This is a genomic window from Buchnera aphidicola (Hyalopterus amygdali), assembly GCF_964059015.1.
GTDB classification, from domain to species: domain Bacteria; phylum Pseudomonadota; class Gammaproteobacteria; order Enterobacterales; family Enterobacteriaceae; genus Buchnera; species Buchnera aphidicola_BN.
Genome location: NZ_OZ060383.1, coordinates 419170 through 445926, shown reverse-complemented (window position 1 = coordinate 445926; position 26757 = coordinate 419170). Strand labels below are relative to the sequence as shown.

The window sequence follows — 26757 nt, the reverse complement described above, 5'->3', positions numbered from 1 at the left end:
TATATTATATAATAAATTTATTTTTTTTGTTTTTTTCTGCTGATTTGATAAAATCTATAAATAATGGATGTCCATCACGCGGAGTAGAAGTAAATTCGGGATGAAATTGGCAACCAACAAACCAAGGATGATTAGAAATTTCTATAATTTCAACTACATTGTTTTTTTTAGAACGCCCTGCAATTTTCAATCCTGATTTCTCTATTTTTTTTACTAAAGTACTGTTTACTTCATAACGATGTCTATGTCTTTCTATAATAACATTCTTATTATATACTTTTTGAGATAAACTATTTAAAATTAATTTGCAAGGTTGACTACCTAATCTCATAGTACCTCCCAAATTAGAATTATTATTTTTTTGATTGTTTATATTTTTTTTTATATTATTTATTTTTGTTTTAATTAAGTCAATAATAGGAAATTTACATTTTGAGTCAAACTCTGTAGAATTAGCTTCTTTAATACCCATAACATTTCGTGAGAACTCTATAATTGCTATTTGCATACCTAAGCATATTCCAAAATATGGAATTTTATTTTCGCGTGCATACTGAACAGATAATAATTTTCCTTTTACACCACGATCTCCAAATCCTCCAGGTACTAGAATACCGTTTAGATTTTTTAATAATTTTAAATTTTTCTTATTGATTTCTTGAGAATTAATTAATTCTATTTGAACTTTAATTTTATTTTTCAAACCTGCATGTTTAAGTGCTTCTATTACGGACTTATATGCATCAGGTAATTTAATATATTTTCCGATTATACCAATAATAATTTTTTTAACAGAATGTTTTTCTTCGTAAATTACTTTTTCCCATTCTTTTAAATTAGCTTCTGGGACGTTTAATCCAAAATATTGGCAAATATAATTATCTAATTTTTGATCTTTTAATACTTTCGGTATTTTATATATTGATTTGACATCTTTCAAAGAAATTACAGCATTTACTGGTACATTACAAAATAATGCAATTTTTTCTCTTTCGTTTTTTGGTACTGTTTTTTGAGAGCGACAAATTAAAATATCTGGTTGTATTCCAATTGATAATAATTCTTTTACTGAATGTTGAGTAGGTTTAGTTTTAATTTCTCCAGCTGTTTTTATATATGGTACAAGTGTTAAGTGTATATATATTACGTTTTTTCGTCCAACATCAGCTGCTAATTGACGAATAGCTTCTAAAAATGGTAAAGATTCAATATCTCCAACTGTTCCACCTATTTCTACGAGAATAATATCGCTAGTTTTAGAACATAAAATGATTCTATTTTTAATCGCATTAGTAATATGAGGTATAACTTGAATAGTTGAACCCAAATAATCTCCTCTTCTTTCTTTTTTTAAAACTTCAGAATAAATTCCTCCAGTAGTAAAATTGTTTAAACACGTCATTTTAGTACGAATAAATCGTTCATAGTGTCCTAAGTCTAAGTCTGTTTCAGCACCATCTTCAGTAACAAATACTTCGCCATGTTGAATAGGACTCATGGTTCCGGGATCTACGTTAATATATGGGTCTAACTTCATAATGGTTACTTTTAAACTGCGTGCTTCTAATATAGCTCCTAATGAAGCAGCTGCTATTCCCTTTCCTAAAGATGATACTACTCCGCCAGTTATAAAAATATAATTTTTAGTCATGCTAAATATAAAAATATTAGTTAAAATGAATAGATAATTTAAAGATTTTAATCTTTAATTTAATTATTTTAATAAGGCAATAATTTTAGTAGTTTTAAAAAATATAAAAAATTATTTTAATTTTTCATTTTTACTTTCCATGAATCTCTTAAACTAACAGTTCTATTAAAAACTAATGTAGTTTTTGAACTTAATTGATCTAAACAAAAATAACCAATTCTTTCAAATTGAAAAAATAAATTTTCATAGTTATTACTATTTATTTTTTTTATAATTTTTTTCCCTATTTTTTTTTCAATAAAACCATTTTTTATTATCAATGAATCAGGATTTAAAAACGATAAAAAATTTTCTTTTTGTTCAGGGTTTTTTATTGTAAATAGATGATTATACAAATTAAATTTAGCTGGAAGGGTATTTTTTTTTGCAATCCAGTGTATTACGGCAGGATTTTTTTTATTGATTGGTTTTTTTCCTAAGCTAGTAGTATCACAAAAGCATATAATGGTTACAATATTGCCATTTTTATCTTTTTCTATTTTTTCTGCTTTTATGATATATGCATGGCGTAAACGAACTTCGGTTCCAATTTTTAATCTTTTATATTTTTTATCATATTTTTCTTGAAAATCTTTTCGTTCAATATATATAGTATTAGTAAAAATAATTTCATGATTTCCTAAATTTGGATTATTTGGATGATTAGGTACAGTTATTTTTTTTTCATAATCATCATCTATATTGTATAAATATACTTTAATAGGTTCCAAGACAGCCATAGTTCGGGTTGCTGTTTGATTAAGTTCATTTCTAATACAATATTCTAACATAGAAAACTCTACTAAATTGTTTTGTTTAGTTATACCAATTTTATGGCAGAATTGACGAATAGAAGATGCTGTATAACCTTTTCTTCTTAGTCCAGCAATAGTCAATATTCTTGGATCGTCCCACTCATTAATTATATTTTTATTAATTAATATGCTAATTTTTCTTTTAGATAAGATAGAATATTCTAAATTTAATCTAGAAAATTCATATTGTTGTGAATAATGTTTAACATTAGTATTTTTTAGAATCCAATTATATAAATTTTTATTATCTTGAAATTCTAATGTACAAAAAGAATGAGTAATACCTTCAATAGAATCAGACAAGCAATGAGCAAAATCATACATAGGATATATACACCATTGATTTTTAGTTTGATGGTGTTTAGTAAAAATAATTCTATATAATACGGGGTCACGCATAATAATAGATGGAGAACTCATATTGATTTTAGCGCGTAAACAAGCTTCTCCTTCTTTAAAAAATCCATTTTTCATTTTTTTAAATAATTTTAAATTATCTTCAATACTACGGTTTCTATAAGGACTATTTTTTCCTACATTTTTTAATGTTCCTCTATATTCACGTATTTGCTCTTTTGTTAGTTGATCGACATATGCTAAATCTTTTTTAATTAATTCTTTTGCATATTTATATAGTATTGAAAAATATTCAGAAGAATAAAAGGCTCTTTTATACCATTTGTATCCTAACCATCTAATATCATTTTTAATAGAATTAATATATTTTTTATTTTCTTTATTAGGATTTGTATCATCAAATCTAAGATTACAGTATCCATTATATAAATTTGCAATTTCAAAATTTAAACATATTGATTTGGCATGTCCAATATGTAAATACCCATTAGGTTCAGGAGGAAAACGAGTATGTAATAATAAATTTTTATTTTTTTGAAAGTCTTCATTAATAATTTTACTAATAAAGTTGTTGTTATTTTGTTTGTTTTCATTATTCATTTTTTTCATATTTAATTTTATTTTTCTATTTTTTAAAAATTTTAAAAAAATCATTTTTTTACATTAATAATATTGTTGATTATTTACTTTTTATATTATAAAATAAAAACTAATTGATTTTAAAAACATTTTATTTTTCAGGCTACGTAGCTCAGTTGGTTAGAGCACAGCACTCATAACGCTGGGGTCATGGGTTCAATTCCCGTCGTAGCCAATTTCTAGTGCGGGAGTGGCGAAATTGGTAGACGCACCAGATTTAGGTTCTGGCGCCGTAAGGTGTGCGAGTTCAAATCTCGCCTCCCGTATACAGTACATTTTTTAAAATCTATAATGATAATGGGGTATAGCCAAGTGGTTAAGGCACCGGTTTTTGATACCGGCATCCCTGGTTCGAATCCAGGTACCCCAGCCATCCTAAAAACGTCTCTTTTCTTATCTTAATAAAAAAATATTTTTTTTATAAATACATAAAAATTATTTTTTGATGTATGAAAATACTATATTATATATCTTTATAAAGATATTATTAGATTGATTATGTTAAAAATCTATTATTTTTCTATTTTAGAATATTTATTTAAAATAAAATAGGTTTTTTATATTATGAAATTAGACAAATTAAAAAAAAAAGCAGCTTGGGCTGCATTGGACTATATTTGTCCTGGAACGGTTATTGGGATTGGAACAGGAAGTACTGTTTTTTATTTTATTCAAGCTTTAAAAACAGTAAAACATTTAATATCTGGAGCTGTATCTAGTTCTCATGCTTCTACTTTATTATTGCAAAAGAGTGGTATAAAAGTATTAAATTTAAAAAAATTTCATTCTCTAGAAGTATATGTAGATAGTGCAGATGAAATAAATCGTCAAATGCAAATGATTAAAGGTGGTGGAGCTGCTTTAACAAGAGAAAAAATTATTGCTGCTATGTCAAAAAAGTTTATTTGTATTATTGATGAATCGAAAAAAGTAAATATTTTAGGAAATTTTCCATTACCTATTGAAATTATTCCTATATCATTATCTTATATATCAAAAGAAATATTAAAAATAGGAGGACAACCAAAATTAAGAAAAAATGTTATAACAGATAATGGTAACATCATTATAGATGTATATAACTTATATATTAAAGATCCAATATCTATAGAAAAAAAAATAAATTCTCTACCAGGCGTAGTTAGTGTTGGTTTGTTTGCTTCAAGAGTTGCAGATGTACTGCTAATTGGAACTAAAAATGGTATTGATGTCATAAAAAATTAATTTTTTTTATTAAATACGACTAATATTAAAATAATGTATAATATATCAACCAAATCATTTACATATCGAAAAAATATTCGATCCTACATGCGTATTTTGCGTAATTCCATAGATTTAACGAGTAAGTATGATGCATCAAAAAAAATTTTGAATATAGCATTTAATTATAATGTTTTTTATAATGCTAAAAATATTGGTTGTTTTTTACCTTTTGATGGTGAAATTAATACATATCCTCTAATTTTAGAAATGTGGAAACAAAAAAAAAATGTATTTCTTCCTGTAATAAATTCTTTTTATTTAAGACAGTTAATTTTTGTTCCTTTTACCCCTTATTCTGTTCTATATTATAATAAATATAACATATTAGAACCATTTTATGATATTCCAAATATTTTTTCATCATCATATTTAGATTTGATAATTGTACCTTTAGTCGCATGTGATCAGACAGGTATTAGACTTGGTATGGGTGGAGGATTTTATGATCAATTTTTAAAAAACTGGAAAATAAAAAACATCATTCCTATAGGATTAGCTTATGATTTTCAAATAATAAATTATATACCCAAAGAATATTGGGATATTGCTCTTCCCATAGTACTAACACCAAAAAAAATATATTTTTTTAACTAATTTTAATTAAAATCACCAAATTTTATTTGTAAAGCAGTAATTGCTGCAATTACAGCAGTTTCTGTTCTTAAAATTCTTGGTCCTAATTTAATTGGAATAAATTTATATTGAATAATTTTTTCTATTTCTAATCGTGAAAATCCACCTTCACAGCCAATCAATAATCGAATATAATTAATTTTTTTAGGTAGTACGTTCATTGTTAGTGTAGAGTGTGGATCAAAAACTATTTTTGTTCCATATTTATATGTTTTTTTACACCATGAGAAGATAGATTCTGGATGATTAATTTTTGGGAAAATATTTCGATTACACTGTTGACATGCAGATATTTTTATGTTTTTCCAATTTTTACTTTTATTTAAAAAATCATTTGATTTTTTTTTAAGATGACAATATTCTGAAATTAATGGTGTAATTTTTTTTACTCCTAGCTCGACAGATTTTTGTATAGAAAATTTCATTTTTTCATTTTTTGATATAACTAAACCTAAGTGTATTGATAGTGGTGATTCAATATTTCTTATTTCTTTTTTTAAAATAATTACTTTAATTGTTTTTTGTTTAATTTCTATTATTTCAGAAATAAAAACATATTTTTGATTGTTAAATACTTCTAACTTATCTTTTTCTTTCATTCGTAATACTTTTTTTACATAGTGTGTATTATTTTTTGATAATAATATTATTTGATTAATTTTTAAATGATCTTCAATATAAATTCGTCGAATACGTTTTTTCATTTTTTATTTTTTTAATAATTAATTTTATATTTTTATTAGTATAATTATCTTTTTCTTTAAAGATTAATTCCTTTTTTTTCCATTCTCGTTTTTGTCACTAGAAAATTGATATTCTATTTCTTAAAAATTTTTTTTCTTATAGAAAATCTGATTTTATATATGTTGTTCATATAAAAGTAAATTATATTTATTTTTTTTAAGTGATCTTGCTTTTTTAAAATTTATTTACGTTTTTTAATTTTTTTATTCTTTTATATTATTTTTTAATTATTTATATTAAAAGTTAGATTTATCTTTATTTTTTCTTTAACAGAAGATTATAAATGATGAAGGTTAAATTTTATTTTTTGATATAATTTATTTTTAATATATTTTTCTAACCTATATCTTTCTGGTACTTTTTATTCCCTAACATTTGAAATAGAAATATATATTTCTATTTTATTTCGTTTTTTATTAATATTTCTTCAAATTTTATAGTTATATGATAGTAAAGCAGTGGTTTTTTTTATTCTAATTCTTTTATATCTATAAAAATATATTTTAGGTTTATTTTTATAGATTTTAACTGCAATATTTTTATATCATTACAAATGTTTTTATTTTTTATCATTTTTATGATTTCTTTAAAATAGTTATATGTACTGAATAGTAAATTATTTTTTTATTTTAAATAAATATTTAAATCAAGTATTAATTTTATTGAAGGTTAAAATAAATAGAAATATTAACATATATTATATATAAAAATATTTTTTAATTTGTTAAAAGTTTAAATAAGGTAAATTAAATAAAATGACTGAATATCTCTTTACATCAGAATCAGTTTCAGAAGGACATCCTGATAAAATTGCAGATCAAATTTCTGATGCTTTATTAGATGAAATCATTAAACAAGATTTAAAAGCCCGAGTTGCCTGTGAAACCTATGTTAAAACAGGAATGGTCTTAATTGGAGGTGAAATTACAACTACAGCATGGGTTGATGTTGAAGAAATTACTAGAAATACTATTAATAATATTGGTTATATTAATTCTGAAACTGGTTTTGATGCAAATTCTTGTGCAGTACTTAGCACTATAGGTAAACAATCACCTGACATTAATCAAGGAGTAGATCGTTTTAATCCTTTAGAACAGGGAGCAGGAGATCAGGGAATTATTTTTGGTTATGCCACTAATGAAACAGAAGTTTTAATGCCAGCACCAATTACTTATGCCCATTTATTAGTAAAAAAACAATCTGAATTAAGGAAAAAAAATATTTTATCTTGGCTTAGACCAGATGCTAAAAGTCAAGTCACATTTAAATATAATAATGGAAATATAATTGGAATCGATACAGTAGTTTTTTCTACTCAGCACAAAGAAAATGTTACTCAAAACATTTTAAAAGAAGCTGTGATGGAAGAAATTATAAAGCCAGTTTTACCAAAAAAATGGTTAAAAAAGAATACAAAATTTTTTATTAATCCTACGGGTAGATTTGTTCTTGGAGGTCCTATGGCAGATTGTGGTTTGACAGGTCGAAAAATTATTGTTGACACCTATGGAGGCATGTCTAGGCATGGAGGAGGTGCCTTTTCTGGAAAGGATCCATCAAAAGTAGATCGTTCGGCAGCGTATGCAGCGAGATATGTTGCTAAAAATATTGTAGCAGCGGGATTAGCTGATCGATGTGAAATTCAATTATCATATGCCATTGGAATTGCAGAGCCTACTTCAATTATGATAGAAACCTTTAAAACAGGAAGAATAAGCAATAAATCTTTAATTAATTTAGTACGAAATATTTTTGATTTACGTCCTTATGGATTAATTACAATGCTTGATCTTCTACGACCAATTTATCTTAATACAGCAGTTTATGGTCATTTTGGAAGAGAAGAATTTCCATGGGAAAAGATAGATAAAGTTAATGAATTATTACAATAGGAATTATTTAATAATATCTTCTTCATAGAATGTTTTTATACAATTATATATGAAAAGTTATGTTAATTTTTAACTATTACCCATGTTAATTTTTAGCATGGGAGAAATTTCTTAGATAAAATTTCACTATTTTCTATTTTACTTTGTTCACTGTGAGAACGTATAGTTTCGCATTCTAAAATGTTTTTGTGTGAATTTTTATGAAATTTTTTGATAAATTGATTATGATATTTATTTGCTAAGTCTAATCCAGTTTTCTTTGCACCATCTTTTATTATAATTTTTAGTAATTGCGCAGAATAAGTTAATTCTGTATTTTTAAAGAAAAGCACAGTTTTTTTACATGCTTCTTGATATTCAAAATTTTCAGATTGAAAATCCATTATCCTAGCAATCTTTTTTAAATCTTGAAAAATTATTTCTCCTATTTCAGTTAATAATTTTGTTTCATATTGATTATTAATATAAATTTGTTGATTTGGTTTTCTTCCTTCAAAAATAATATTTTCCCAGTTTTTATTATTGAGTAAAATATTACTTTTATTCATTTCAGGTGCATCAATTAATGCACACCAAATTAGAAATAAATCTAAAATGAGTATTTGATCTTTATTAATTCCTATTGGCGAAAATGGATTTACGTCTAAAGAGCGTATCTCTACATATTCAATACCTTTATTTTTAAGAGCATGCAAAAACGATTCACCTGGTTTAGTTGTTCGTTTTGGTCTTATTGGAGTATATAATTCACTTTCCATTTGTAAAATATTTGTATTTAATTGTAAAAATTCGCCTTTTTCGTTTTTCATTCCTATATTAGAGAATTTTTTTGATGTGGTATGAATCGCTTTATCTAAATTTTTTATGTATGATTCTAAATCATTGAACAAAATGTTTAAATCTATAATAGAAGTCTTGGTATATCCCATATCACTTAATCGCAATGAAGTTGACCAAGGCAAATATAGTATTTTTTCTTTGTTCTTTTTAAATTTATGTTTTTTATTTTTTAAAAAATATCTTGATATTGCTGGTGATGCACCAAAAAGATAAGAAATCACCCAACCAAATCTGTAATAATTACGAATTAAATTTAAATAACCACATGAAACATAATCCATATGATTTAAATTTTTTGTATCTTTTTTCCAATTTTTCCAGAATATTTTAGGTAATGAGAAATTATAATGTATACCAGAAATAGTATTTATTAGATCACCGTATCTGTTTTTTAAACCTTTTCTATAAATATTTTTTATTTTTCCAATTTGAGATTGTCCATATTCTGCAATTTTAATAGGTGTTGATTGATTATAACTATATGGAATACTAAATGGCCACATACGTTCATTTTTTATTTTGTATGCTACAAAAGAATGTACGTCTTGTAAAAATTTTAGCAAATAATTGATATTTTTGCTGGTGGGTGTAACAAACTCTAATAAATTTTCTGAAAAATCAGTTGTTATCCATCTATGGGTTAAAGATGAACCGATTAGATATGGGTGTTTATTTTCAGAAAATTGTCCGTTTTTTTTGATTCTTAGAGTTTCACGTTCAATACCTCGAAAAATATTTTTTAATATTATTGGTCTTTTTTTTAGCCAAGCAATTTTTTTTGAGATATCCTCTATCAATTTTCTCCCCTAAATGTAATTTTTATTTAAAAAGATATGTTAAAAAAAATTTTTTTTATATATATATATCATTATATTTACTTGGTTAGAAATATTTTTTTGCATCCGGAAGGATTCGAACCTCCGACCGCTCGGTTCGTAGCCGAGTACTCTATCCAACTGAGCTACGGATGCAATTAAAAAAAACAAATAGAATGACTTAATGGCGGTGAGAGAGGGATTTGAACCCTCGATGCAGATTTTTTCTACATACTCCCTTAGCAGGGGAGCGCCTTAATCCTCTCGGCCATCTCACCTGATTAAAATTTATTCTATTACTTTAATGATACTTTTTTTTTAATATAAGTCAATTTTTTTTTGAAAAATAATTTTTTCTTTTATAAGAAGCATCTTACTTAATCAAAAGTAAGATGCAGTATTTACTATTAACTTTTTTTTTGTTTTTTTTCAGCTTGAATACGTTGATATATTTCTTCACGATGTACCGAAACTTCTTTAGGGGCATTTACACCAATACGAACTTGGTTACCTTTAACTCCTAGTACTGTTACAGTTATCTCATCGCCAATTATTAACGTTTCGCCAACTCGACGAGTTAGAATAAGCATTCTTTTTTCCTTGAAATAAAAGATTTCGGCCCATCTTTTTTATATCATAAAAAATGAAAGATTAAATGTAGAGCACAAAATATTTTAATAAAAAATCATGAGATAAAAATATTTTTATATTATAAATAAATCTTTTTTTAAATAATCATAATATAAGTATGTTTATTTATATTTTAAATAGTTATATTTAAAAATTAATTTTTAAAATTTCTATTTTTTTAATTTTTTATCAATCCATGATTGAATATCAATTAAAAAATTAGGTAGTTTTTCTATATTTATACTTCCTCCTTCAGCAATTGTACTTTTTCCCCCTCCCTTCCCACCTGTTTTTTGAATAAAAATATCCATAATTTCTGCTGCGGTTACGTAGTGAGTTAAATTTTTAGTGATGCCGATAATAATAGTAAAATTATCTCTATTTTTATTGATGAATATAATAATTGCAATTTTTAATTCTTTTTTTAATTGTTCAATTATCGATCTTAGTGATTTTTGATCGTAATTTTGAAAAATATTAATTAATATTTTTACTTTATTGATATATTTAACATTTTTAATTAATTTTTTAATTTGATGTAGGTTTTCTTTTTGTTGTAACTCTGATATTTTTATTTCTAAATATGTAACTTTTTTTATTATTTTTTCTATTTTTTCTTTTATGTTGGAATTATTAGATTTTAAAATAGCAGATATATCTTTTATTTTTTTATCTTGAATATGTAGATATTCAATTGCTTTTTGTCCAGTAACAGCTTCAATTCTTTTAATACCTGAAGATATATTTGATTGTGATATAATTTTAAATAATCCAATATCTCCAGTTCTTTTTACATGAGTACCACCACAAAGTTCTATGGAAAAATCTTTAACGAATACGACTCGAACAAGAGATTTATACTTGTGATCAAATAAAGCTATTGCATTTTTCTTTTTAGCTTCTTCTAGGGTTAAATTTTTAATTTTAATTATTGTATTTTTACGAATTTGTGTGTTAACAGTATTCTCAATTTTTTGTATTTTTAATAAATTTATATTATCAGAAAAAGAAAAATCAAAGCGTAAATGTGTATTACTTACTAAAGAACCTTTTTGAATGACATTTTTTCCTAATATTTCTCGCAATGCAGAATGAAGTAGATGTGTTGCTGAATGATTTAATTGCACATTTTTTCTATATATTTGATCAATTTTAGCATATACAAATTTATTAATAATCATGACACCTGAAATTATTTCTCCAAAGTGTCCAATTGTATCACCAAATTTTTTTGTTTGTTTTACTATAAAACGAGATTTTTTATAATATATTTCACCTATGTCACCTATTTGACCACCAGATTCGGGATAAAAAGAGGTTTTTTCAAGAAAAATAGTTCCTTTCTGTCCTTTTTGAATGATCTGAACTGATGAATTTTTTATGAAAATATGTTTTATCAGTGATTTTATTTTATATTTTTTATAACCTTCAAATTTGCATGTATCATGAATATTAATATTTTCATTGTAATTTTTGTAAAATTTATTTTTTTGAATAGATTTGTTTTTTTGTTTTTCCTTGGCTATGTTATAGCCTTTAAAATCAATATCAATATTTTTTTCACGACAAATATCAGATGTTAGTTCAATAGGAAATCCTAATGTATCATAGAGATAAAATGCAGTTTCTCCTGACATTTTTTTATTTTCGCTTTTATTTATTTCTATGTTAAGTATTTTTAAACCTTTTTCTAATGTTTGACAAAATTGTATTTCTTCTTTTTTGATCACTTCTTTTATTTTATTTTCTTGTCCTTTTAATATTTCAGCAGAATCTCCCATAACTTCAATTAAATCAGGGACTAATTTATAAAAAAAATGATTTTTTATTCCAATTTTATTACCATGTCTAATCGCTCTTCTAATAATTCTTCGTAAAACATATCCACGATGTTCATTAGAAGGAATGATATTTTCTGCAATAAGAAAAGCGCAAGATCTAATGTGATCAGCTATTATTTTTAAAGAAATATTATTTACATTTCTTACATTCGCAAATTTATATATTTTTTTTATTAAATTTTGAAAAATATCAATTTTATAGTTTGAATGCACATTTTGCAATACAGCAGAAATTCTTTCTAAACCCATTCCTGTATCTATTGATTTGTTTTTTAAAGAAAGTATTTTTGTTTTAGAAATTCGATTAAATTCTATGAAAACAATATTCCATAGTTCTATAAAATTTTCATTTTTATTTTCAAAAAAATCCTCATGATCATCTAATTTTTTAGAATGGTATTTATAAAATATTTCTGTGCATGGACCGCATGGTCCAGTCTCTCCCATTTGCCAAAAATTTTCAGAATCATATTGAGAATTTTTTTTATCTCCTATTTTTATAATATTTTTAGCAGGAACTTGAATAATATTACGCCATATTTTATATGTTTCTTCATCGTATTCATATACTGAAATCCATAGTTTATACGGATTTATATTAAACCATTTTTTTGATGTTAGTAATTCCCAAGCATATTTAATTGCTTCTTCTTTAAAGTAATCATTAAAACTAAAATTACCTAACATTTCAAAAAATGTATGGTGTCTTTTTGTATATCCTACATTGTCTAAATCATTATGTTTACCTCCAGTTCTTAGACAATTTTGTGCAGTAACAATACGTGGATGAAATATTTTTTTTTGATCTAAAAAGTATTCTTTAAATTGGTTCATACCTGCATTAGTAAATAACAATGTAGAATCATTTTTGGGAATTAAAGAACTACTTGGAATTACTACATGTCCTTTTTTTTTAAAAAAATTTAAAAAACTTTTACGTATTTCATTTGTTGTTTTTTTCATGTTTTTAGTTACATATTCAAAATAAAATTAGTTTTTATTAAAATTTTTTTTATAAGTAAATTAATATTAACTGTTTTATAAAAAAAATTAAATTTTATTTAATAAAATAATTTGAGATATTTTTTTTGCTGTATCAAAAATTTTTAATTCAAAAAAAGATTTTTCCATATATTTAAGCGTATTTATTGCAGCTGATGTTTCTGGATATTTTTGAAGTATTTCCTTTCCGCGATTGATAACTGCAATATATTTTTCATGAAAAAAATAATATTTTAATATTTTTAAGTCATATTCTGATAAACGTTTTTTTAAATAAAATAAATCTTTTTTTGCATTTATAAGATATGCACTATTAGGATAATGAGTAATAAATTTTTTAAGTTGGAAAAATGCTTTATTTGCATAAATAGGATCACTATTATAGCTTTGAATTGGCAAGAATTTATAAAATATTGTTTTATCTAAAGATATATTGATTAGACTTTGTATGTAAAAAACATAGTCTATATTTGGATGATTAGGATATAATTTAATAAATTTTTGTATATTTTTTTCAGCCATATTAAAATTTTCAATCTTATAATAAGCATAAATTAAATTTATTTGAATTTTATCGTTATTTATATTAGTAAGATTATTATTTTCAATTTTTTTTAAACTAATAATTGCTTTATTAAATTTGTTTTCTTTTAATTCTTTTTTACATTTTTTATATATATAATTATTTTCTATAAAAATGTTGGTTTTTAAATTATTAGATAATACTGAAAAATTTAAAAAGAATATCATAAAAATAAATATAAAATTTTTCTTTTTCTTCATTGGGATATATTTTTCTTTAAATTAATAAATTTTTTTATAAACGATGTGTATATATTAATAATATAGATAATTACTGATTTTAGTAAAACAAAATTCACAATCATATTATAAAATATCATATTAGATAGATATTAAAAACTAAGGATTATTTCATTGAACAAAAAAGAACTAAATGCGGATGTACCTTACATTGGTTTATTTGGAAAAAGATTAGATCAAATTTTACCTAAACTCTTTATTCAATATTCACGTTCTTGCTTTAAAAAATGGATTCTTATGAAGAATGTTTATGTCAATGGAAAGGTAGAAAATCAACCGGATAAAAGAATGTTAGGTGGAGAAAAAATTACTATTTATCCTCTTTTTGAAAAAAATCTTATTCACTTACCCCAAAATATTTTTTTAAATATTGTTTATGAAGACGATAATATATTAATTATTAATAAACCAGCTGGTTTGGTTGTTCATCCAGGCGCCGGGAATAAAGATGGAACAATTTTAAATGCATTATTGTACCGTTATAAAAATATTAATTCTATCCCCCGTTGTGGTATTGTGCATCGTTTGGATAAAAATACAAGTGGATTAATGATTGTCGCAAAAACAATTATTTCATATGTTAAGTTAATAGAATTGTTAAAAAAAAGAAAAATTGTTAGAGAATATCAAGCTATTGTAAAAGGAAAAATGATTACAGGTGGCACTGTGAACATGCCTATAATGCGACACCCTCTTAAGAGAACATGTATGATGACACATCCATTAGGGAAAAAATCTATTACCCACTATAAGATAATTTATCGTTTTAAATTTCATACACATATCATTCTAAAATTAGAAACTGGTCGTACGCATCAAATTCGTACTCATATGTTACATATTAGATATCCTATATTAGGTGATCCGTTATATAGTGGTATTAATTATGGCTTAAAAAATTTTAAAGAAGATCAAAATTATCTTGAAAAATGTTGTTTTTTCCGTCAAGCACTTCATGCTCATTATATTAAATTTATTCATCCTATTACTAAAAACTTAATGAGTTGGACTATTCCCTTACCTCAGGATATGCAAGATCTTCTTTTTTATTTAAGTAAAAGAAAATAAAATATTTTTTAATCATTTTTATGTTTTTAAAAATTAAAAATATCATCTTATTTTAAAAGATGATTTATTGTTTAAAAAATTAAATTGATTAATAATATAGGTATATTTAATAAGATAAAAAGTTGGTTATTTTATGTCAGATAAGTTAATAGGTCCAGAATTTTTATTTATTTTTGAAAAAGATAAAAAAGATAAAATTATCAAAAAATCATTACGTGCATTAATAAAAAAATCTTTAGAACATTATTTTTCAAGTTTAGATGATATTCAATATGTAAATAATGTATATCAATTAATGTTGTCTGAATTAGAACAACCCTTGCTAGATGTAATAATGCAACATACGCGTGGAAACCAAACGCGAGCTGCTTCGATTATGGGTATTAACCGAAGTACTTTACGGAAAAAACTAAAAAGGTATGGTATGAATTAATTTAAAATAAATATTAAGTTTTTTTATTGCACTTTCTAAAGGTATTATAGAATTTAAAGTAGAAGGTGCAAAGGGGATTTAAAAAAATTTAAATAAAAAATAGTTATTTTTTTTGTATGCAACATCTTTTTGATATTGTTTCTAAAGCCCAGTAATATCCATCAAAACCTAATCCTGTAATAACACCTTGAGAAATATCAGATAACCATGAATGTGAACGAAAATCTTCTCTTGCATAAATATTAGAAATATGAATTTCAATAAATGGAATATTAATACCAATCAATGCATCTCTAATTGCTATGCTTGTATGTGTAAATGCTGCAGGATTGATGATAATATAATCGATATTGTTTTTTTTTGAAGAGTGAATTTTTTCAATTAATACATGTTCTGCATTTGATTGAACGTGGCTTAATGATATATTTAATTTTTCTGATCTTTTTTTTAAATTATCTAATAAATCATATAAGGTTTCGTCTCCATAAATTTCTTTTTCTCTACTTCCTAAAAGATTTAAATTAGGTCCGTTAATTAGTAGCACATTAATTTTTTTGTGCATATTTCACTCCAATAAAAATATTATTTTTTATTTTTTTATTAAATTCTTTAAAAGTATTATATAACAATTTTTATAAAAAATATTTTTTATTTTTTTTATTTAATCTTTTATAATGACTTTTAAATAACATTTAAACTAAAAAGTGAGTCCAAATGACATTGGAATTAGTTACTGAGTCTTTATTGACTGCGAATAAAATACATCATCAAGATATTTTTTCTTGTTTAGAAGAAATATGTACTCATAGCTTAGATTATGGAGATTTTTATTTTCAATCTCGCATGATCGAATCTTGGTCGATTGAAAATAGAATTATTAAAGAAGGTAACTATCATTTAGATCAAGGAATTGGTGTAAGAGTTGTTTCTGGTGAAACAACTGGATTTTCATATTCTGATCAAATTTCTATAGATGCAGTAAGAAAAAGTGCTCATATAGCAAAAAGTATTTTTGATAAGAAAGAAAAATTAAAAATACAACCTTTGTTAAATCAAAAAAAGGAGTCTTTTTACCGACCATTTAATCCGTTAACAGAATTCACATCTAGTGAAAAAATTAATTTACTTTACAGAGTAGATCATATAGCACATAAGATTGATGATCGAGTTGTACAAGTAAATGCAAGTTTAAGTGGTTCATATGAGCAAATTTTAATTGCCTCTACTGATGGAAATTTAGCTACAGACATAAGGCCATTAGTTGAATTTTCTATAAGCGTTGTAGTTGAAGACCGAGGAAAAATAGAAAAAGGTAGAAGTGGAGGTGGTAGCCGTAGTAACTATAGTTTTTTTTTAAAGCAAGATGATATTCTTGGAGAAGCAAGAGTTGATTATTGGACGAAAGAAGCAGTTCGTATAGCTCTTTTAAATCTTTCTTCAAAAGAAGCACCTTCTGGCACCTTTCCAGTTGTCTTAGGATCTGGTTGGCCTGGTGTTTTGTTGCATGAAGCAGTAGGACATGGTTTAGAAGGTGATTTTAATAGAAAAGGAACCTCAATTTTTACTAATATGATTGAAAAAAAAGTTGCTTCGGAATTATGTACTGTAATTGATGACGGAACTATAAAAAATCAACGTGGTTCATTGAATGTCGATGATGAAGGTGTCCCAGGTCAACGTAATATACTCATTGAAAATGGAATATTAAAAAAATATATGCAAGATAAACTTAATGCGCGTTTAATGGGTATGAAATCTACTGGTAATGGACGTCGTGAATCTTATTCACATTTACCTATGCCGCGCATGACTAATACTTATATGACATCAGGTCAATTTAAGTTAGAAGACATTATAAAAAGTATTGATTATGGAGTATATGCTATTAATTTCTCTGGAGGTCAAGTTGATATCACTTCTGGACAATTTGTATTTTCAACTTCAGAAGCTTATTTAGTAAAAAAAGGGAAAATTATTTCACCAATTAAAAATACGACTCTTATTGGTTCCGGTTTAGAAGTAATGCAAAAAATATCAATGGTTGGTGATGATTTAAAGATGGATCAAGGTATGGGTATGTGCGGAAAAGAAGGTCAAAGTATTCCTGTAGGAATAGGGCAACCATCTATAAAAATAGAGCAATTAACAGTAGGTGGAACTATTTAGTTTCTAAATAAATCCTCTTTAATTTTTAATGGTGCAGTCAAGAATAACGTCGTGACTGCATGACTAAATTTTTTTAAATTAATTAAAGTTCTTATTTTTTTCGTTCTTTAATTCGAGCAGATTTCCCAGTACGTGTTCTTAAATAATATAATTTTGCTTTTCTAACTTTACCTTCTCTTTTAATTATTATACTATCAATACTATGAGAGTGAGTTTGAAATACACGCTCAATACCTTCTCCATTGGAAATTTTACGTACAGTAAAGGATGAATTTAAGGATCGATTTTTTATTGAAATAACTATTCCTTCAAAAGATTGTAAACGTTTTTTTGAACTTTCTATAACCCATACTTTTACTTCAACTGTATCTCCAGGTCTGAAATTAGGTATATCTTTTTTTAATTGTTTTTTCTCAATTTCTTGAATAATTTTATTCATGTTATTTCCTTTTTTTAAAGAAATTAAAAAGATTTTTTTATTTTTCTTTTTTATTTTTTTTAAATGCGTTTAAAAGTATTTTTTCTTCTTTTTTTAAATTAGCATTTTTTATTAGATCAGGTCTTTTTTCCCATGTTTTTCCTAGCGCCTGTTTTAAACGCCATATTCTAATTTTTTCGTGATCACCTGAAAATAATATTTTTGGAACATGCATATTTTTAATTATTTTAGGTCTAGTATAATGAGGATAATCAAGTAAATTATGAGAAAAAGAATCTTCTTCTACTGATTTTTTATTAATAACACCTGGTATTAGTCTAGAAATAGAATCAATTATTACCATAGCCGCAAGCTCTCCTCCTGTGAGCACATAATCTCCTATAGACCATTCTTCATCTACTTGATAATCAATAATTCTTTGATCTATTCCTTCATATCGACCACATATAAAGATAATTTTTTTCTTTTTAATAATTTCTAAAATTTTTTTTTGATGTAATTTTTTTCCTTGAGGTGACAAATAAACTACCATTGCATCCTGTAATAAAGATTTTGCTTTTTTAATAGATAAATAAAGTGGTTTAACACTCATTAACATGCCTGGTCCTCCTCCATAAGGACGATCATCTACGGATTTATATTTATTATCAGAAAAATCTCTTGGATTAAAAAATTGAATATTTATAATTTTTTTTTGAATTGCCCTCCCAGTAACTCCATAATGTATTATTGCATCGAACATTTTTGGAAATATTGTAATAATATAAAACCATATTAAATTAATATTGCATTGTTGATTATTTTTAGTTTTTTTTTTAATTCCATATAATTACTATAATTTTATCTTTAATATTAATATTACAAACAATTTTTTTATGTATAAATGGGATCATTATTTTTTCTGAAATATTTTTTTGTAAATAATTTTTTATGATTAAAATATCACTATTTTGACTTCTTATTAAATTGATTACTTTTCCTAAATATTTTTTTTTTATATTAAATACATCACATCCAATAATGTCATCCCAGTAATATTCGTTTTTTTTTAATATTGGTAATATTTTTTTTTCTATAAAAATTTCTGAGTTAGTGAACGTGCTAACTATTGATCTATCAGAAATATTTTTTATATGTATAATAAAATTATTTTTATATTTTTTCCATTTATCAAATTGAATTGTTTCCCATTTTTCTTTTTTTAGAATAAACCATGGAAAATAAAAAAATATTTTTTCTTTTTTTTCAGTAAAAGAAAAAACTTTTATCCAACCTAATATTCCATAGGCTCGTCCTATTTTTCCTATCATAATAGGATTATTTGGTTTTTTTGAATTAATATTTATAATTTTTCCTCTTTTTTATTTAATAATTTTATTATTTTTCTTGCTCTTTCTGAAATTTGTGCACCATTTTTTTTCCAATATAAAATACGATTTAAATTTATTTTAAGTTCATGATTTTTACTTTTGGATAGAGGATTAAAATAACCTAATCGTTCTATAAATCGACCATCTCTAGAAAATCGACTATCTGCTACTACCATTTTATAAAACGGACGTTTTTTTGTGCCATATCGAGCTAATCGAATTTTTACCATTTTTTATTCTCTTTTAAAAAATCTATTTATGAAAATTTTTGTTTTATATATTTCAACGAAATTAATTAATTTTTTTAAAAATTTTTAGGTAATATATTTTTTATATTTCGAATTATATTCCCAATTCCACCTTTTTTCATTTTTTTCATTATTCTTTGTATATCATTAAAATTTTTTAATAATTGATTTATATCTTGAATTTTCGTTCCAGAGCCTAAAGCAATTCTACGTTTTCTAGAACCTTTTATAATTGTTGGACATATTCTTTCTTTCATTGTCATTGAATATATAATAGATTCAATTTTTTTTGTAATATTTTTCTTTTCAACTAACAATGAATTATTAGATAAAAATTTATTTTTTAAAAATTTTTCTATGAAATAATTTACACCTCCCATTTTTTCCATTTCTTTTAGTTGTATTAAAAAGTCATTTAAATCAAAGTTATCTTTTTTTCTAAATTTTTTAGTTAATTTTTGTACTTGCGATTGATTTACTTTTTCTTCAATTTCTTTAATAAAAGATATTGCTTGATTCATTCCTAAAATTCTATCTGCTATCCTTTCAGGATGAAAAGTTTCTAGTTGTGTTATTTTTTCTCCTGTTCCTACAAATTTAATTGGCTTTCCAGTAATATAACGCATTGATAAAGCGACACCACTTCTAGCATCGCTATCAGTTTTAGTAATTATAATACCTGATATAGATAAATATTCGTTGAATTTTTTTGCCATATTTACTGCATCTTGACCCATCATTGAATCTACTACTAGAAGTGTTTCAATAGGTTTAGAATAAATTTGTATTTGATGTATTTCATTCATCATTATTTTATCAATATGCAAGCGTCCTGCTGTATCAATCAATAACACTTCATATAACTTTAATTTTGCGTATTCAATTGCCTTGTAGATAATATCTTTAGGTGTTTGATCTATGTTAGATGAATAAAAATCTATTTTTGCTTGATTGGATAATATTTTTAATTGTTCAATTGCAGCGGCTCGATAAACATCAGTTGATGTTGTTAATATTTTTTTTTTATATTTATTTTTAATCCAATTTGCAACTTTTATTAAAGTTGTAGTTTTTCCAACTCCTTGTAATCCAACAAATAACATTACGGCAGGTGGTTCGACAGAAAAATTTAAAGTATTATTTTTTTCTCCCATTGCTGCAATTAATTCATTTTTTACAATTTTTATAAATTCTTGACCAGGTGTTAAACTGTTGTTTATTTCATGGCCAATTGATTTTTCTGTAACATTTTTAATAAATATTTTTATTACTGACAGTGTTACGTCTGCTTCTAATAATGCTTTTCTTACTTCTCGTATAGTATCTTTGATATTATTTTCTGTGAGTCTTCCTTTATTGATAATTTTTTGAAAACTTTGTGAAAGACGTTCAGTTAATTGATTAAACATTTTTTCTTACTCATTTTAAAGTAATGTTAAAGTTTTTTTAATTATATTTAAACATCATTTATCTTTTATTTATTATTAATATAATTTTATTATATAAAATAATATATATTTTCGCACAAACTATTTATTTTAGGATTTGTGCTGTATTTTCAATTGGATAACAACCTAAAATTTTTACAAAATGAGTAATTTTTTGTATTTTTTGAATAATTTCTTGCATTAAGGGAGATGATATATTTCCTTGAATATCAATATAAAATGTTTCTTTACATAATTTTTTGTGTATATTTTGAGAAGTTAATTTTTTTACAATTATTTTTTTATTTTTTAATATTAATAGTATTTTATCAAGCTCTTTTGAAACTTTCTTTATATTCAAAATTAATGTTAATTTTGTTTTTTCTGTTGAAGAAATTGTAGCAAATTTTCTTGCTAGAAAAATAAATCTTGTTATATTTTTCTTTTTATTTGCTAAGTTTTTATACAATACTTTTAGTCCATAAATTTTTCCTCCAATTTCACTTCCTAATGCAACGTTATTCTGTATTTTATATTCGGTAATTTTTTTCATTGCATCTGCTGTACTATTAGTATATTGGATTTTCCAATTAGGAAACTGTTTTATAAAATTACTACATTGCTTAAATGGTTGAGGGTGACTATATATTGATTGGATTTGACTTAATTCTATTTTTTTTATTCCTAGTAAGCAGTGATTTATAGGAATATTAATTTCTCCAATAATAAATAATTTTGTTTTTTTTAATATATTTAATACTTCATTGATAAATCCAGAACAGCTATTTTCTATTGGTAATATAGCATAATCTGATTTTTTACATTCAACTGATTTTACAACTTCTTCAAAATTTAAACAGGCATTCTCAATGTATCTCTCAAAATGTTTTTCTGCATATTTTAAGGTGGCAATCTGAGAATAAGAACCCTTGGGACCAAGAAAAGAAAAGGTGGGACTATTTATATTTTTATCATTACGAGATTTTTTTAATATTTCTTTTTGTGTTAATACTGATTCTTCAATTATTAATTGGAATAATCGTATTATGTAATTACTATCTAAGTTATTTTTTTTTGCTAAATCAGTTAATTTTTCTAGTAAATATTTTTCTCTTTGTATATCTCTTATCGGTTGATTATTTTTTATTTTAGATTTTGCGATATTTAATACGAGTTTTTTTCTTTTTGCGAGCAACTGAACTATCTTTTTATCAACATCATTGATTTCATTACGAAATTTTAATAAATCATTTTTAGATGGCATAATTTATTTTACCTGTGACATGTCTAATGTATATGATTTAGAAATAAAATGTATTTGTAATATGTATACTTATGTATTTTAAAAAAAAATAACATTAATTTGCAAATGTAGAATACATGATGTTATTTATTTTTTTCTATATTTTTAATAGAAAAATATTTATATTATAGATATTTAGAAAATAGGAATTTATTTTTTAATCAAGTTGAATTAATACATTTTTCTTGTTTATTATTAGATATGTAGTATTGATTAATAATTTTTTAAAATATTTAAGAAAGTCTTGTTGGCAATGACATATTTACTATATCTTATTAATTATAATCATAGTATTATTTTCTTTATTCATTAATATTTTAAGTGAACGATAAAATGAAAACTTTTTCAATTAAATTAAACAATATAAAACGAAGTTGGTTTTATGTCGATGCTACTAATAAAACGTTAGGTAGATTTGCAAGTACATTATCTCTTTTTCTAAGAGGAAAGCATAAGGCTTATTATACCCCTCATCTTGATACGGGTGATTATATTATAGTTTTAAATGCTTCAAAAATATTAGTTACAGGAAAAAAAAGAATTAATAAAACTTATTATCATCACACTGGTTATATAGGTGGTATAAAAAAGTTGAGATTTGAAGAAATGATGTCTAAAAACCCTATTAAAATTATTGAAATAGCTGTTAAAGGAATGCTACCAAAAGGAGCTCTAGGTCGTTCTATGTTCAAAAAATTAAAAGTTTTTTCTAATGAAAATCACGATCATGTAGCACAATGTCCTCAGTTTTTAAATATTTAAAAAAAGGTATAAAATAAATGACTAAAATCCAAAACTATGGGACTGGTCGTCGTAAAAGTTCCTCCGCTAGAGTTTTTCTTCGATCTGGAAATGGAGAAATAACTGTAAATAAACGTTCTTTAAAAGATTATTTTGGTCGCGAAACTTCTTGTATGATTGTTCGTCAGCCATTAGAATTAGTTGATATGATAAATAATTTTAACATTTATATTACTGTAAAAGGTGGGGGTGTATCTGGACAAGCTGGTGCTATTCGACAAGGAATTACCCGTGCTTTAATAAAATATAATCATTCTTTGCGTGCTGAATTAAGAAAATCTGGTTTTGTTACACGTGATTCAAGACAAGTAGAACGAAAAAAGGTAGGTTTTCGTAAATCTCGGAAACGAACACAATTTTCTAAACGTTAACTCATATTTTTTTAAAGAACTTGGTTTTTATAATCAACCGAGTTCTTTTTTATATAAATTTAAAAAATAGATTTTTTAATTAAAAAAATATTATTTTTTCAGATGTAAGACGATATCAGAACATAATTTTTTAATACCTAAATTTTTAATTGCAGAAATTAAATAGAATTTTTCGTCTGGTTTTAGGAATTTTTTGGCTGTATTAATTATTTTTTTTATTTCTGAATTTTTTATTAAATCAACTTTATTAAAAACTAACCATCTAGTTTTTTCATATAATTCTTTATTATATACTTTAAGTTCATTTAAAACAATTTTCATATTTTCTATAGGACTAGAATAGTCTAGAGGACATACATCAACAATATGAAGTAATATTTTACATCTTTCTAAGTGTTTTAGAAAAAGAATACCTAAACCGGAACCTTGAGATGCATTTTTAATTATTCCAGGAATATCTGCTATAATAAAATTTTTATTATTTATGCTGACGCTTCCTAATATAGGATTTAATGTAGTAAAAGGATAATCTGCAATTTTTGTTTTAGCGCTAGATATATTTTTTACTAAAGTAGATTTTCCAGCATTAGGCATTCCTAATGTTCCTACATCTGCTATTAAGACTAATTCTAGTTGTATCTCTCTTTTCTCTCCTATTGATCCTAGTGTTCTTTTTCTTGGAGATCTGTTTGTTGAAGATTTAAATCTGCTATTTCCTAATCCATGCCAACCTCCTTTTGCAATTAGTATTTTTTGTTTGTGTTTAATTAAATCACTTATGATTTCACGTGTTTGATAATTAATAATTTTTGTACCAATAGGAACATATATTTTTATATCTTTCCCTTTTTTTCCAGAACAATTTCTTCCTGATCCGTTTGCACCGTGTTGAGCATGAAATATTTTTTGAAATCTAAGATCTATAAGAGTATTTAAATTTTTATTGGATTCTAACCAAACATTTCCACCGTCACCTCCGTCTCCTCCATCTGGTCCACCTTTTGGTACATATTTTTCTCTTCTAAAATTAATACATCCATTTCCGCCGTTTCCAGCAATAACTTGAATAACGGTGTGATCAATAAATTTCATTTTTTATTCTTAATTTTTTTCTTTCAAAGAAATCCCCTTATCAAAAGGGGTTTTTCTATAATGATTAATTTTTTTATTGAACTATATTAATATAAGTTCTTTTTTTAATTCCTTTTTTTTTAAATTCTACCCTTCCTTTAATAGTTGCAAAAATTGTATGGTCTTTTCCACAACCTACATTTTTCCCAGGATGAAATTTTGTTCCTCGTTGTCTTACAATAATACTACCTGCTGAAATCATTTCTCCGCCAAAACATTTTACGCCTAATCTTTGAGCATGCGAATCTCGTCCATTTCTTGTCGATCCGCCGGCTTTCTTATGTGCCATTTTTATTTATTCTCCATTAATATTGTTGATTTCTAAAATTTTTACATTAGTATAGTATTGACGATGACCTTGTTGTTTTTTATAGTGTTTGCGTCGATGAAATTTTATTATTTTAATTTTTTTTAATCTTCCATGACTTTCTACATGTGCTTTAATAGTACTACGAGGTAAGAAAGGATTACCTATTTGTACTTTTTTTTCGTTAGAAATCATTAATACATTTTTTAATTCAATAATTGAACCGGCCACATAATTTAATTTTTCTAATTTAATAGTTTGGTTTTTTTTAACTCGATATTGTTTTCCACCACTTAAAAAAACTGCATACATGAAATACTCCAATTTTATTTTTTTAAATTTTTTGATAAAATATTATAAATCAATAATGATTATTTTAGTTTAAATAAATATAATTTATTTTTGTAAAATAAAAAGATTTTTTTATATATGTTTAATATTTGCTCCTAATTTATTTAACTTTTCCGAAAATAATTCATATCCTCTTTCAAAGTGATAAATATTATTGACTATTGTAATTCCACTGGCAATACAACCTGCTAAAACTAATGTTGCTGCTCCTCTTAAATCAGTTGAAAATACATTTTGAGATTGTAAATGAGAAACACCTTTGCAAATTACAGAATTTTTTTTAATTTTTATTTGAGCGCCCATTTTAATTAATTCTGAAACGTAAATAAAACGATTTTCAAATATATTTTCAGTAGTAATACCTTCGCTTTGAGAAATCGTATTTAATAAAGTAAATTGTGGTTGTAGATCTGTTGGAAATCCTGGATAAGGGGAAGTTGCAATATTAATAGATTTCGGTTTTTTCCCCCTCATATCGAGTTGAATCCAATTTTTTCCTATGTTAATTTTTGCACCTGATTCTAATAATTTTATTAGTACATTTTTTAAAAATTTGGGTTCAGTTTGATGACAAATAACATTACCTTGAGATATTGCAGCTCCAATTAAAAAAGTTCCTGTTTCAATTCTATCTGGTATAACTTTATGAGTACCACCGAAAAGTCTAGAAACGCCTTTAATGAAAATCTTATTATTACCTGCACCAATGATATTTGCGCCTAAAGTATTTAAAAATTTTGCAATATCAATTATTTCTGGTTCTCTGGCTGCGTTTTCAATTACAGTTGTTCCTTCAGACAAAGCAGCTGCGCCCATAATAGTAATAGTTGCTCCTACACTAACTTTTTGAATATAAATGTTTTTTCCTATTAAAGGTTTTTCGATAGTAGCAAAAATATAATTATCTTCTAAAGTAATGTTTGCACCTAATTCAATTAATCCTTTGATATGTAAATCAATTGGTCTAGAACCTATTTTACATCCTCCTGGTAAAAATATTTTAGCTTTACCAAAACGTATTAAAAGAGGTGCTAATAGCCATATTGATGCTCTTATTTTTTTTGTTAAATGATATGGTGGACAGTTTGATTTTATTAAACTTGTATCAATATGGAGTATTTTTTTTTTATTTTTTATCTTTGCTCCTAAATATTTTAATAATTGAATAGTTGTATCAATGTCGGTTAATTTTGGCACATTAGTTAACTGAACCTTTTCTTTTGTTAGAATACTCATAAATAAAATTGGTAATGCTGCATTTTTAGATCCAGAAATTCTAACATTTCCACTTAATTGTTTATTTCCTTCTATATATAATTTGTTCATTTATAATCCAATCTCTATCTTATTTTA

At 24.6% G+C, this 26757-nt stretch carries 26 protein-coding genes and 5 tRNA genes; 11 read left to right on the top strand and 20 right to left on the bottom strand.

The genetic code is table 11. The features are described 5' to 3' along the window. Positions 1 to 4 precede the first annotated feature (4 nt). Entirely contained in the window at positions 5 to 1651 is a 1647-nt protein-coding gene (locus tag AB4W74_RS02100; RefSeq protein WP_367681812.1) for a CTP synthase, read from the bottom strand. Between the two features lie 116 nt (positions 1652 to 1767). Then, positions 1768 to 3462: a glutamine--tRNA ligase gene (gene glnS / locus AB4W74_RS02095; protein ID WP_367682253.1), complete on the bottom strand. Its 1695-nt coding sequence runs from the start codon at positions 3460 to 3462 to the stop codon at positions 1768 to 1770. A 140-nt stretch (positions 3463 to 3602) separates the two neighbouring features. Between glnS and AB4W74_RS02090 the strand changes: the two genes are divergently transcribed. The 5 genes from AB4W74_RS02090 to AB4W74_RS02070 all read left to right on the top strand — a co-directional run bounded on the left by AB4W74_RS02090 (position 3603) and on the right by AB4W74_RS02070 (position 5361). After that, positions 3603 to 3676 (top strand) — tRNA-Met (locus tag AB4W74_RS02090). A gap of 9 nt (positions 3677 to 3685) precedes the next feature. Next, positions 3686 to 3767: transfer RNA gene (locus tag AB4W74_RS02085), tRNA-Leu, on the top strand. Positions 3768 to 3799: 32 nt separating this feature from the next. After that, positions 3800 to 3874 (top strand) — tRNA-Gln (locus tag AB4W74_RS02080). Between the two features lie 191 nt (positions 3875 to 4065). Then, positions 4066 to 4725 carry a ribose-5-phosphate isomerase RpiA gene (gene rpiA, locus AB4W74_RS02075; RefSeq protein WP_367681811.1) on the top strand — a complete coding sequence of 220 codons (660 nt, stop codon included), beginning with the start codon at positions 4066 to 4068 and terminating at the stop codon, positions 4723 to 4725. 33 nt (positions 4726 to 4758) lie between these two features. Continuing rightward, a complete protein-coding gene (locus AB4W74_RS02070; RefSeq protein WP_367681810.1) occupies positions 4759 to 5361 on the top strand; it encodes a 5-formyltetrahydrofolate cyclo-ligase in 603 nt (200 codons plus the stop codon). Positions 5362 to 5363: 2 nt separating this feature from the next. Here AB4W74_RS02070 and AB4W74_RS02065 read toward each other — a convergent pair whose 3' ends face one another. Next, complete coding sequence (locus AB4W74_RS02065; RefSeq protein ID WP_367681809.1) at positions 5364 to 6104, bottom strand: 16S rRNA (uracil(1498)-N(3))-methyltransferase; 741 nt, start codon at positions 6102 to 6104, stop codon at positions 5364 to 5366. Between the two features lie 795 nt (positions 6105 to 6899). On the opposite strand from AB4W74_RS02065, the gene metK reads away from it, so the two are divergent. Next, positions 6900 to 8039, top strand: a complete 1140-nt coding sequence (gene metK / locus AB4W74_RS02060) for a methionine adenosyltransferase (RefSeq protein ID WP_367681808.1) — start codon at positions 6900 to 6902, stop codon at positions 8037 to 8039. 92 nt (positions 8040 to 8131) lie between these two features. Here the strand turns inward: metK and gshA are convergent, their stop codons facing one another. The 6 genes from gshA to AB4W74_RS02030 all read right to left on the bottom strand — a co-directional run bounded on the left by gshA (position 8132) and on the right by AB4W74_RS02030 (position 13950). Next, positions 8132 to 9676 (bottom strand): glutamate--cysteine ligase, encoded by a 1545-nt coding sequence (gshA, locus tag AB4W74_RS02055; RefSeq protein WP_367681807.1) that lies wholly within the window; start codon positions 9674 to 9676, stop codon positions 8132 to 8134. A gap of 100 nt (positions 9677 to 9776) precedes the next feature. Next, a tRNA-Arg gene (locus AB4W74_RS02050) sits at positions 9777 to 9850 on the bottom strand. A gap of 29 nt (positions 9851 to 9879) precedes the next feature. Further along, a tRNA-Ser gene (locus AB4W74_RS02045) sits at positions 9880 to 9972 on the bottom strand. A 129-nt stretch (positions 9973 to 10101) separates the two neighbouring features. After that, entirely contained in the window at positions 10102 to 10284 is a 183-nt protein-coding gene (csrA, locus tag AB4W74_RS02040) for a carbon storage regulator CsrA (protein ID WP_011053910.1), read from the bottom strand. Between the two features lie 210 nt (positions 10285 to 10494). Beyond that, positions 10495 to 13128 (bottom strand): alanine--tRNA ligase, encoded by a 2634-nt coding sequence (gene alaS, locus AB4W74_RS02035; RefSeq protein WP_367681806.1) that lies wholly within the window; start codon positions 13126 to 13128, stop codon positions 10495 to 10497. Positions 13129 to 13215: 87 nt separating this feature from the next. Further along, positions 13216 to 13950 (bottom strand): outer membrane protein assembly factor BamD, encoded by a 735-nt coding sequence (locus AB4W74_RS02030; protein WP_367681805.1) that lies wholly within the window; start codon positions 13948 to 13950, stop codon positions 13216 to 13218. A gap of 153 nt (positions 13951 to 14103) precedes the next feature. Here AB4W74_RS02030 and rluD point away from each other — a divergent pair, with 153 nt between their 5' ends. Together rluD and fis are read left to right on the top strand one after the other, a co-directional pair. Beyond that, positions 14104 to 15057: a 23S rRNA pseudouridine(1911/1915/1917) synthase RluD gene (gene rluD, locus AB4W74_RS02025; RefSeq protein WP_367681804.1), complete on the top strand. Its 954-nt coding sequence runs from the start codon at positions 14104 to 14106 to the stop codon at positions 15055 to 15057. Positions 15058 to 15190: 133 nt separating this feature from the next. Beyond that, positions 15191 to 15490, top strand: coding sequence for a DNA-binding transcriptional regulator Fis (gene fis / locus AB4W74_RS02020; protein WP_367681803.1), 300 nt, complete (start codon positions 15191 to 15193; stop codon positions 15488 to 15490). A gap of 103 nt (positions 15491 to 15593) precedes the next feature. Here fis and aroQ read toward each other — a convergent pair whose 3' ends face one another. Beyond that, entirely contained in the window at positions 15594 to 16052 is a 459-nt protein-coding gene (gene aroQ / locus AB4W74_RS02015; protein ID WP_367681802.1) for a type II 3-dehydroquinate dehydratase, read from the bottom strand. A gap of 152 nt (positions 16053 to 16204) precedes the next feature. Between aroQ and tldD the strand changes: the two genes are divergently transcribed. Continuing rightward, positions 16205 to 17656 carry a metalloprotease TldD gene (gene tldD / locus AB4W74_RS02010; protein WP_367681801.1) on the top strand — a complete coding sequence of 484 codons (1452 nt, stop codon included), beginning with the start codon at positions 16205 to 16207 and terminating at the stop codon, positions 17654 to 17656. Between the two features lie 91 nt (positions 17657 to 17747). Here the strand turns inward: tldD and rplS are convergent, their stop codons facing one another. The 6 genes from rplS to AB4W74_RS01980 form a co-directional block, all read right to left on the bottom strand. Then, positions 17748 to 18095, bottom strand: coding sequence for a 50S ribosomal protein L19 (rplS, locus tag AB4W74_RS02005; RefSeq protein ID WP_367681800.1), 348 nt, complete (start codon positions 18093 to 18095; stop codon positions 17748 to 17750). 37 nt (positions 18096 to 18132) lie between these two features. Then, positions 18133 to 18915: a tRNA (guanosine(37)-N1)-methyltransferase TrmD gene (gene trmD / locus AB4W74_RS02000; RefSeq protein WP_367682252.1), complete on the bottom strand. Its 783-nt coding sequence runs from the start codon at positions 18913 to 18915 to the stop codon at positions 18133 to 18135. Further along, positions 18911 to 19444, bottom strand: a complete 534-nt coding sequence (gene rimM / locus AB4W74_RS01995; protein ID WP_367682251.1) for a ribosome maturation factor RimM — start codon at positions 19442 to 19444, stop codon at positions 18911 to 18913. The genes trmD and rimM overlap by 5 nt, the downstream gene beginning before the upstream one ends. Next, the gene (gene rpsP, locus AB4W74_RS01990; RefSeq protein ID WP_367681799.1) at positions 19438 to 19695 is read right to left on the bottom strand and encodes a 30S ribosomal protein S16; all 258 of its coding nucleotides are present in this window, start codon (positions 19693 to 19695) and stop codon (positions 19438 to 19440) included. Before rpsP ends, rimM begins: the two co-directional genes overlap by 7 nt. Positions 19696 to 19769: 74 nt before the next feature. Continuing rightward, positions 19770 to 21122, bottom strand: coding sequence for a signal recognition particle protein (gene ffh, locus AB4W74_RS01985; protein WP_367681798.1), 1353 nt, complete (start codon positions 21120 to 21122; stop codon positions 19770 to 19772). Positions 21123 to 21246: 124 nt separating this feature from the next. Further along, positions 21247 to 22404: a chorismate mutase gene (locus tag AB4W74_RS01980; protein ID WP_367681797.1), complete on the bottom strand. Its 1158-nt coding sequence runs from the start codon at positions 22402 to 22404 to the stop codon at positions 21247 to 21249. Between the two features lie 372 nt (positions 22405 to 22776). On the opposite strand from AB4W74_RS01980, the gene rplM reads away from it, so the two are divergent. After that, positions 22777 to 23205 (top strand): 50S ribosomal protein L13, encoded by a 429-nt coding sequence (gene rplM, locus AB4W74_RS01975; protein ID WP_367681796.1) that lies wholly within the window; start codon positions 22777 to 22779, stop codon positions 23203 to 23205. Between the two features lie 17 nt (positions 23206 to 23222). Next, positions 23223 to 23615, top strand: coding sequence for a 30S ribosomal protein S9 (gene rpsI / locus AB4W74_RS01970; RefSeq protein WP_367681795.1), 393 nt, complete (start codon positions 23223 to 23225; stop codon positions 23613 to 23615). Positions 23616 to 23705: 90 nt separating this feature from the next. On the opposite strand, the gene cgtA is transcribed toward rpsI, so the two are convergent. The 4 genes from cgtA to murA form a co-directional block, all read right to left on the bottom strand. Continuing rightward, positions 23706 to 24707, bottom strand: a complete 1002-nt coding sequence (gene cgtA, locus AB4W74_RS01965; protein WP_367681794.1) for an Obg family GTPase CgtA — start codon at positions 24705 to 24707, stop codon at positions 23706 to 23708. Between the two features lie 73 nt (positions 24708 to 24780). After that, positions 24781 to 25035, bottom strand: coding sequence for a 50S ribosomal protein L27 (gene rpmA / locus AB4W74_RS01960; RefSeq protein ID WP_367681793.1), 255 nt, complete (start codon positions 25033 to 25035; stop codon positions 24781 to 24783). Positions 25036 to 25041: 6 nt separating this feature from the next. Further along, positions 25042 to 25365: a 50S ribosomal protein L21 gene (gene rplU / locus AB4W74_RS01955; protein WP_367681792.1), complete on the bottom strand. Its 324-nt coding sequence runs from the start codon at positions 25363 to 25365 to the stop codon at positions 25042 to 25044. A 111-nt stretch (positions 25366 to 25476) separates the two neighbouring features. Then, positions 25477 to 26730 carry a UDP-N-acetylglucosamine 1-carboxyvinyltransferase gene (gene murA, locus AB4W74_RS01950; RefSeq protein ID WP_367681791.1) on the bottom strand — a complete coding sequence of 418 codons (1254 nt, stop codon included), beginning with the start codon at positions 26728 to 26730 and terminating at the stop codon, positions 25477 to 25479. Between the last annotated feature and the right edge of the window lie 27 nt (positions 26731 to 26757).

Excerpts from the sequence above, each read along its gene's own strand:
- rplS (WP_367681800.1), bottom strand. The coding sequence starts at position 18,095 with ATGAATAAAATTATTCAAGAAATTGAGAAAAAACAATTAAAAAAAGAT.
- rpiA (WP_367681811.1), top strand. The coding sequence starts at position 4,066 with ATGAAATTAGACAAATTAAAAAAAAAAGCAGCTTGGGCTGCATTGGAC.
- rpsI (WP_367681795.1), top strand. The coding sequence starts at position 23,223 with ATGACTAAAATCCAAAACTATGGGACTGGTCGTCGTAAAAGTTCCTCC.
- tldD (WP_367681801.1), top strand. The coding sequence starts at position 16,205 with ATGACATTGGAATTAGTTACTGAGTCTTTATTGACTGCGAATAAAATA.
- csrA (WP_011053910.1), bottom strand. The coding sequence starts at position 10,284 with ATGCTTATTCTAACTCGTCGAGTTGGCGAAACGTTAATAATTGGCGAT.
- glnS (WP_367682253.1), bottom strand. The coding sequence starts at position 3,462 with ATGAATAATGAAAACAAACAAAATAACAACAACTTTATTAGTAAAATT.
- rplM (WP_367681796.1), top strand. The coding sequence starts at position 22,777 with ATGAAAACTTTTTCAATTAAATTAAACAATATAAAACGAAGTTGGTTT.
- fis (WP_367681803.1), top strand. The coding sequence starts at position 15,191 with ATGTCAGATAAGTTAATAGGTCCAGAATTTTTATTTATTTTTGAAAAA.
- rpsP (WP_367681799.1), bottom strand. The coding sequence starts at position 19,695 with ATGGTAAAAATTCGATTAGCTCGATATGGCACAAAAAAACGTCCGTTT.
- AB4W74_RS02100 (WP_367681812.1), bottom strand. The coding sequence starts at position 1,651 with ATGACTAAAAATTATATTTTTATAACTGGCGGAGTAGTATCATCTTTA.
- metK (WP_367681808.1), top strand. The coding sequence starts at position 6,900 with ATGACTGAATATCTCTTTACATCAGAATCAGTTTCAGAAGGACATCCT.
- ffh (WP_367681798.1), bottom strand. The coding sequence starts at position 21,122 with ATGTTTAATCAATTAACTGAACGTCTTTCACAAAGTTTTCAAAAAATT.
- rpmA (WP_367681793.1), bottom strand. The coding sequence starts at position 25,035 with ATGGCACATAAGAAAGCCGGCGGATCGACAAGAAATGGACGAGATTCG.
- murA (WP_367681791.1), bottom strand. The coding sequence starts at position 26,730 with ATGAACAAATTATATATAGAAGGAAATAAACAATTAAGTGGAAATGTT.
- AB4W74_RS02070 (WP_367681810.1), top strand. The coding sequence starts at position 4,759 with ATGTATAATATATCAACCAAATCATTTACATATCGAAAAAATATTCGA.
- AB4W74_RS01980 (WP_367681797.1), bottom strand. The coding sequence starts at position 22,404 with ATGCCATCTAAAAATGATTTATTAAAATTTCGTAATGAAATCAATGAT.
- rplU (WP_367681792.1), bottom strand. The coding sequence starts at position 25,365 with ATGTATGCAGTTTTTTTAAGTGGTGGAAAACAATATCGAGTTAAAAAA.
- AB4W74_RS02065 (WP_367681809.1), bottom strand. The coding sequence starts at position 6,104 with ATGAAAAAACGTATTCGACGAATTTATATTGAAGATCATTTAAAAATT.
- cgtA (WP_367681794.1), bottom strand. The coding sequence starts at position 24,707 with ATGAAATTTATTGATCACACCGTTATTCAAGTTATTGCTGGAAACGGC.
- aroQ (WP_367681802.1), bottom strand. The coding sequence starts at position 16,052 with ATGCACAAAAAAATTAATGTGCTACTAATTAACGGACCTAATTTAAAT.
- alaS (WP_367681806.1), bottom strand. The coding sequence starts at position 13,128 with ATGAAAAAAACAACAAATGAAATACGTAAAAGTTTTTTAAATTTTTTT.
- AB4W74_RS02030 (WP_367681805.1), bottom strand. The coding sequence starts at position 13,950 with ATGAAGAAAAAGAAAAATTTTATATTTATTTTTATGATATTCTTTTTA.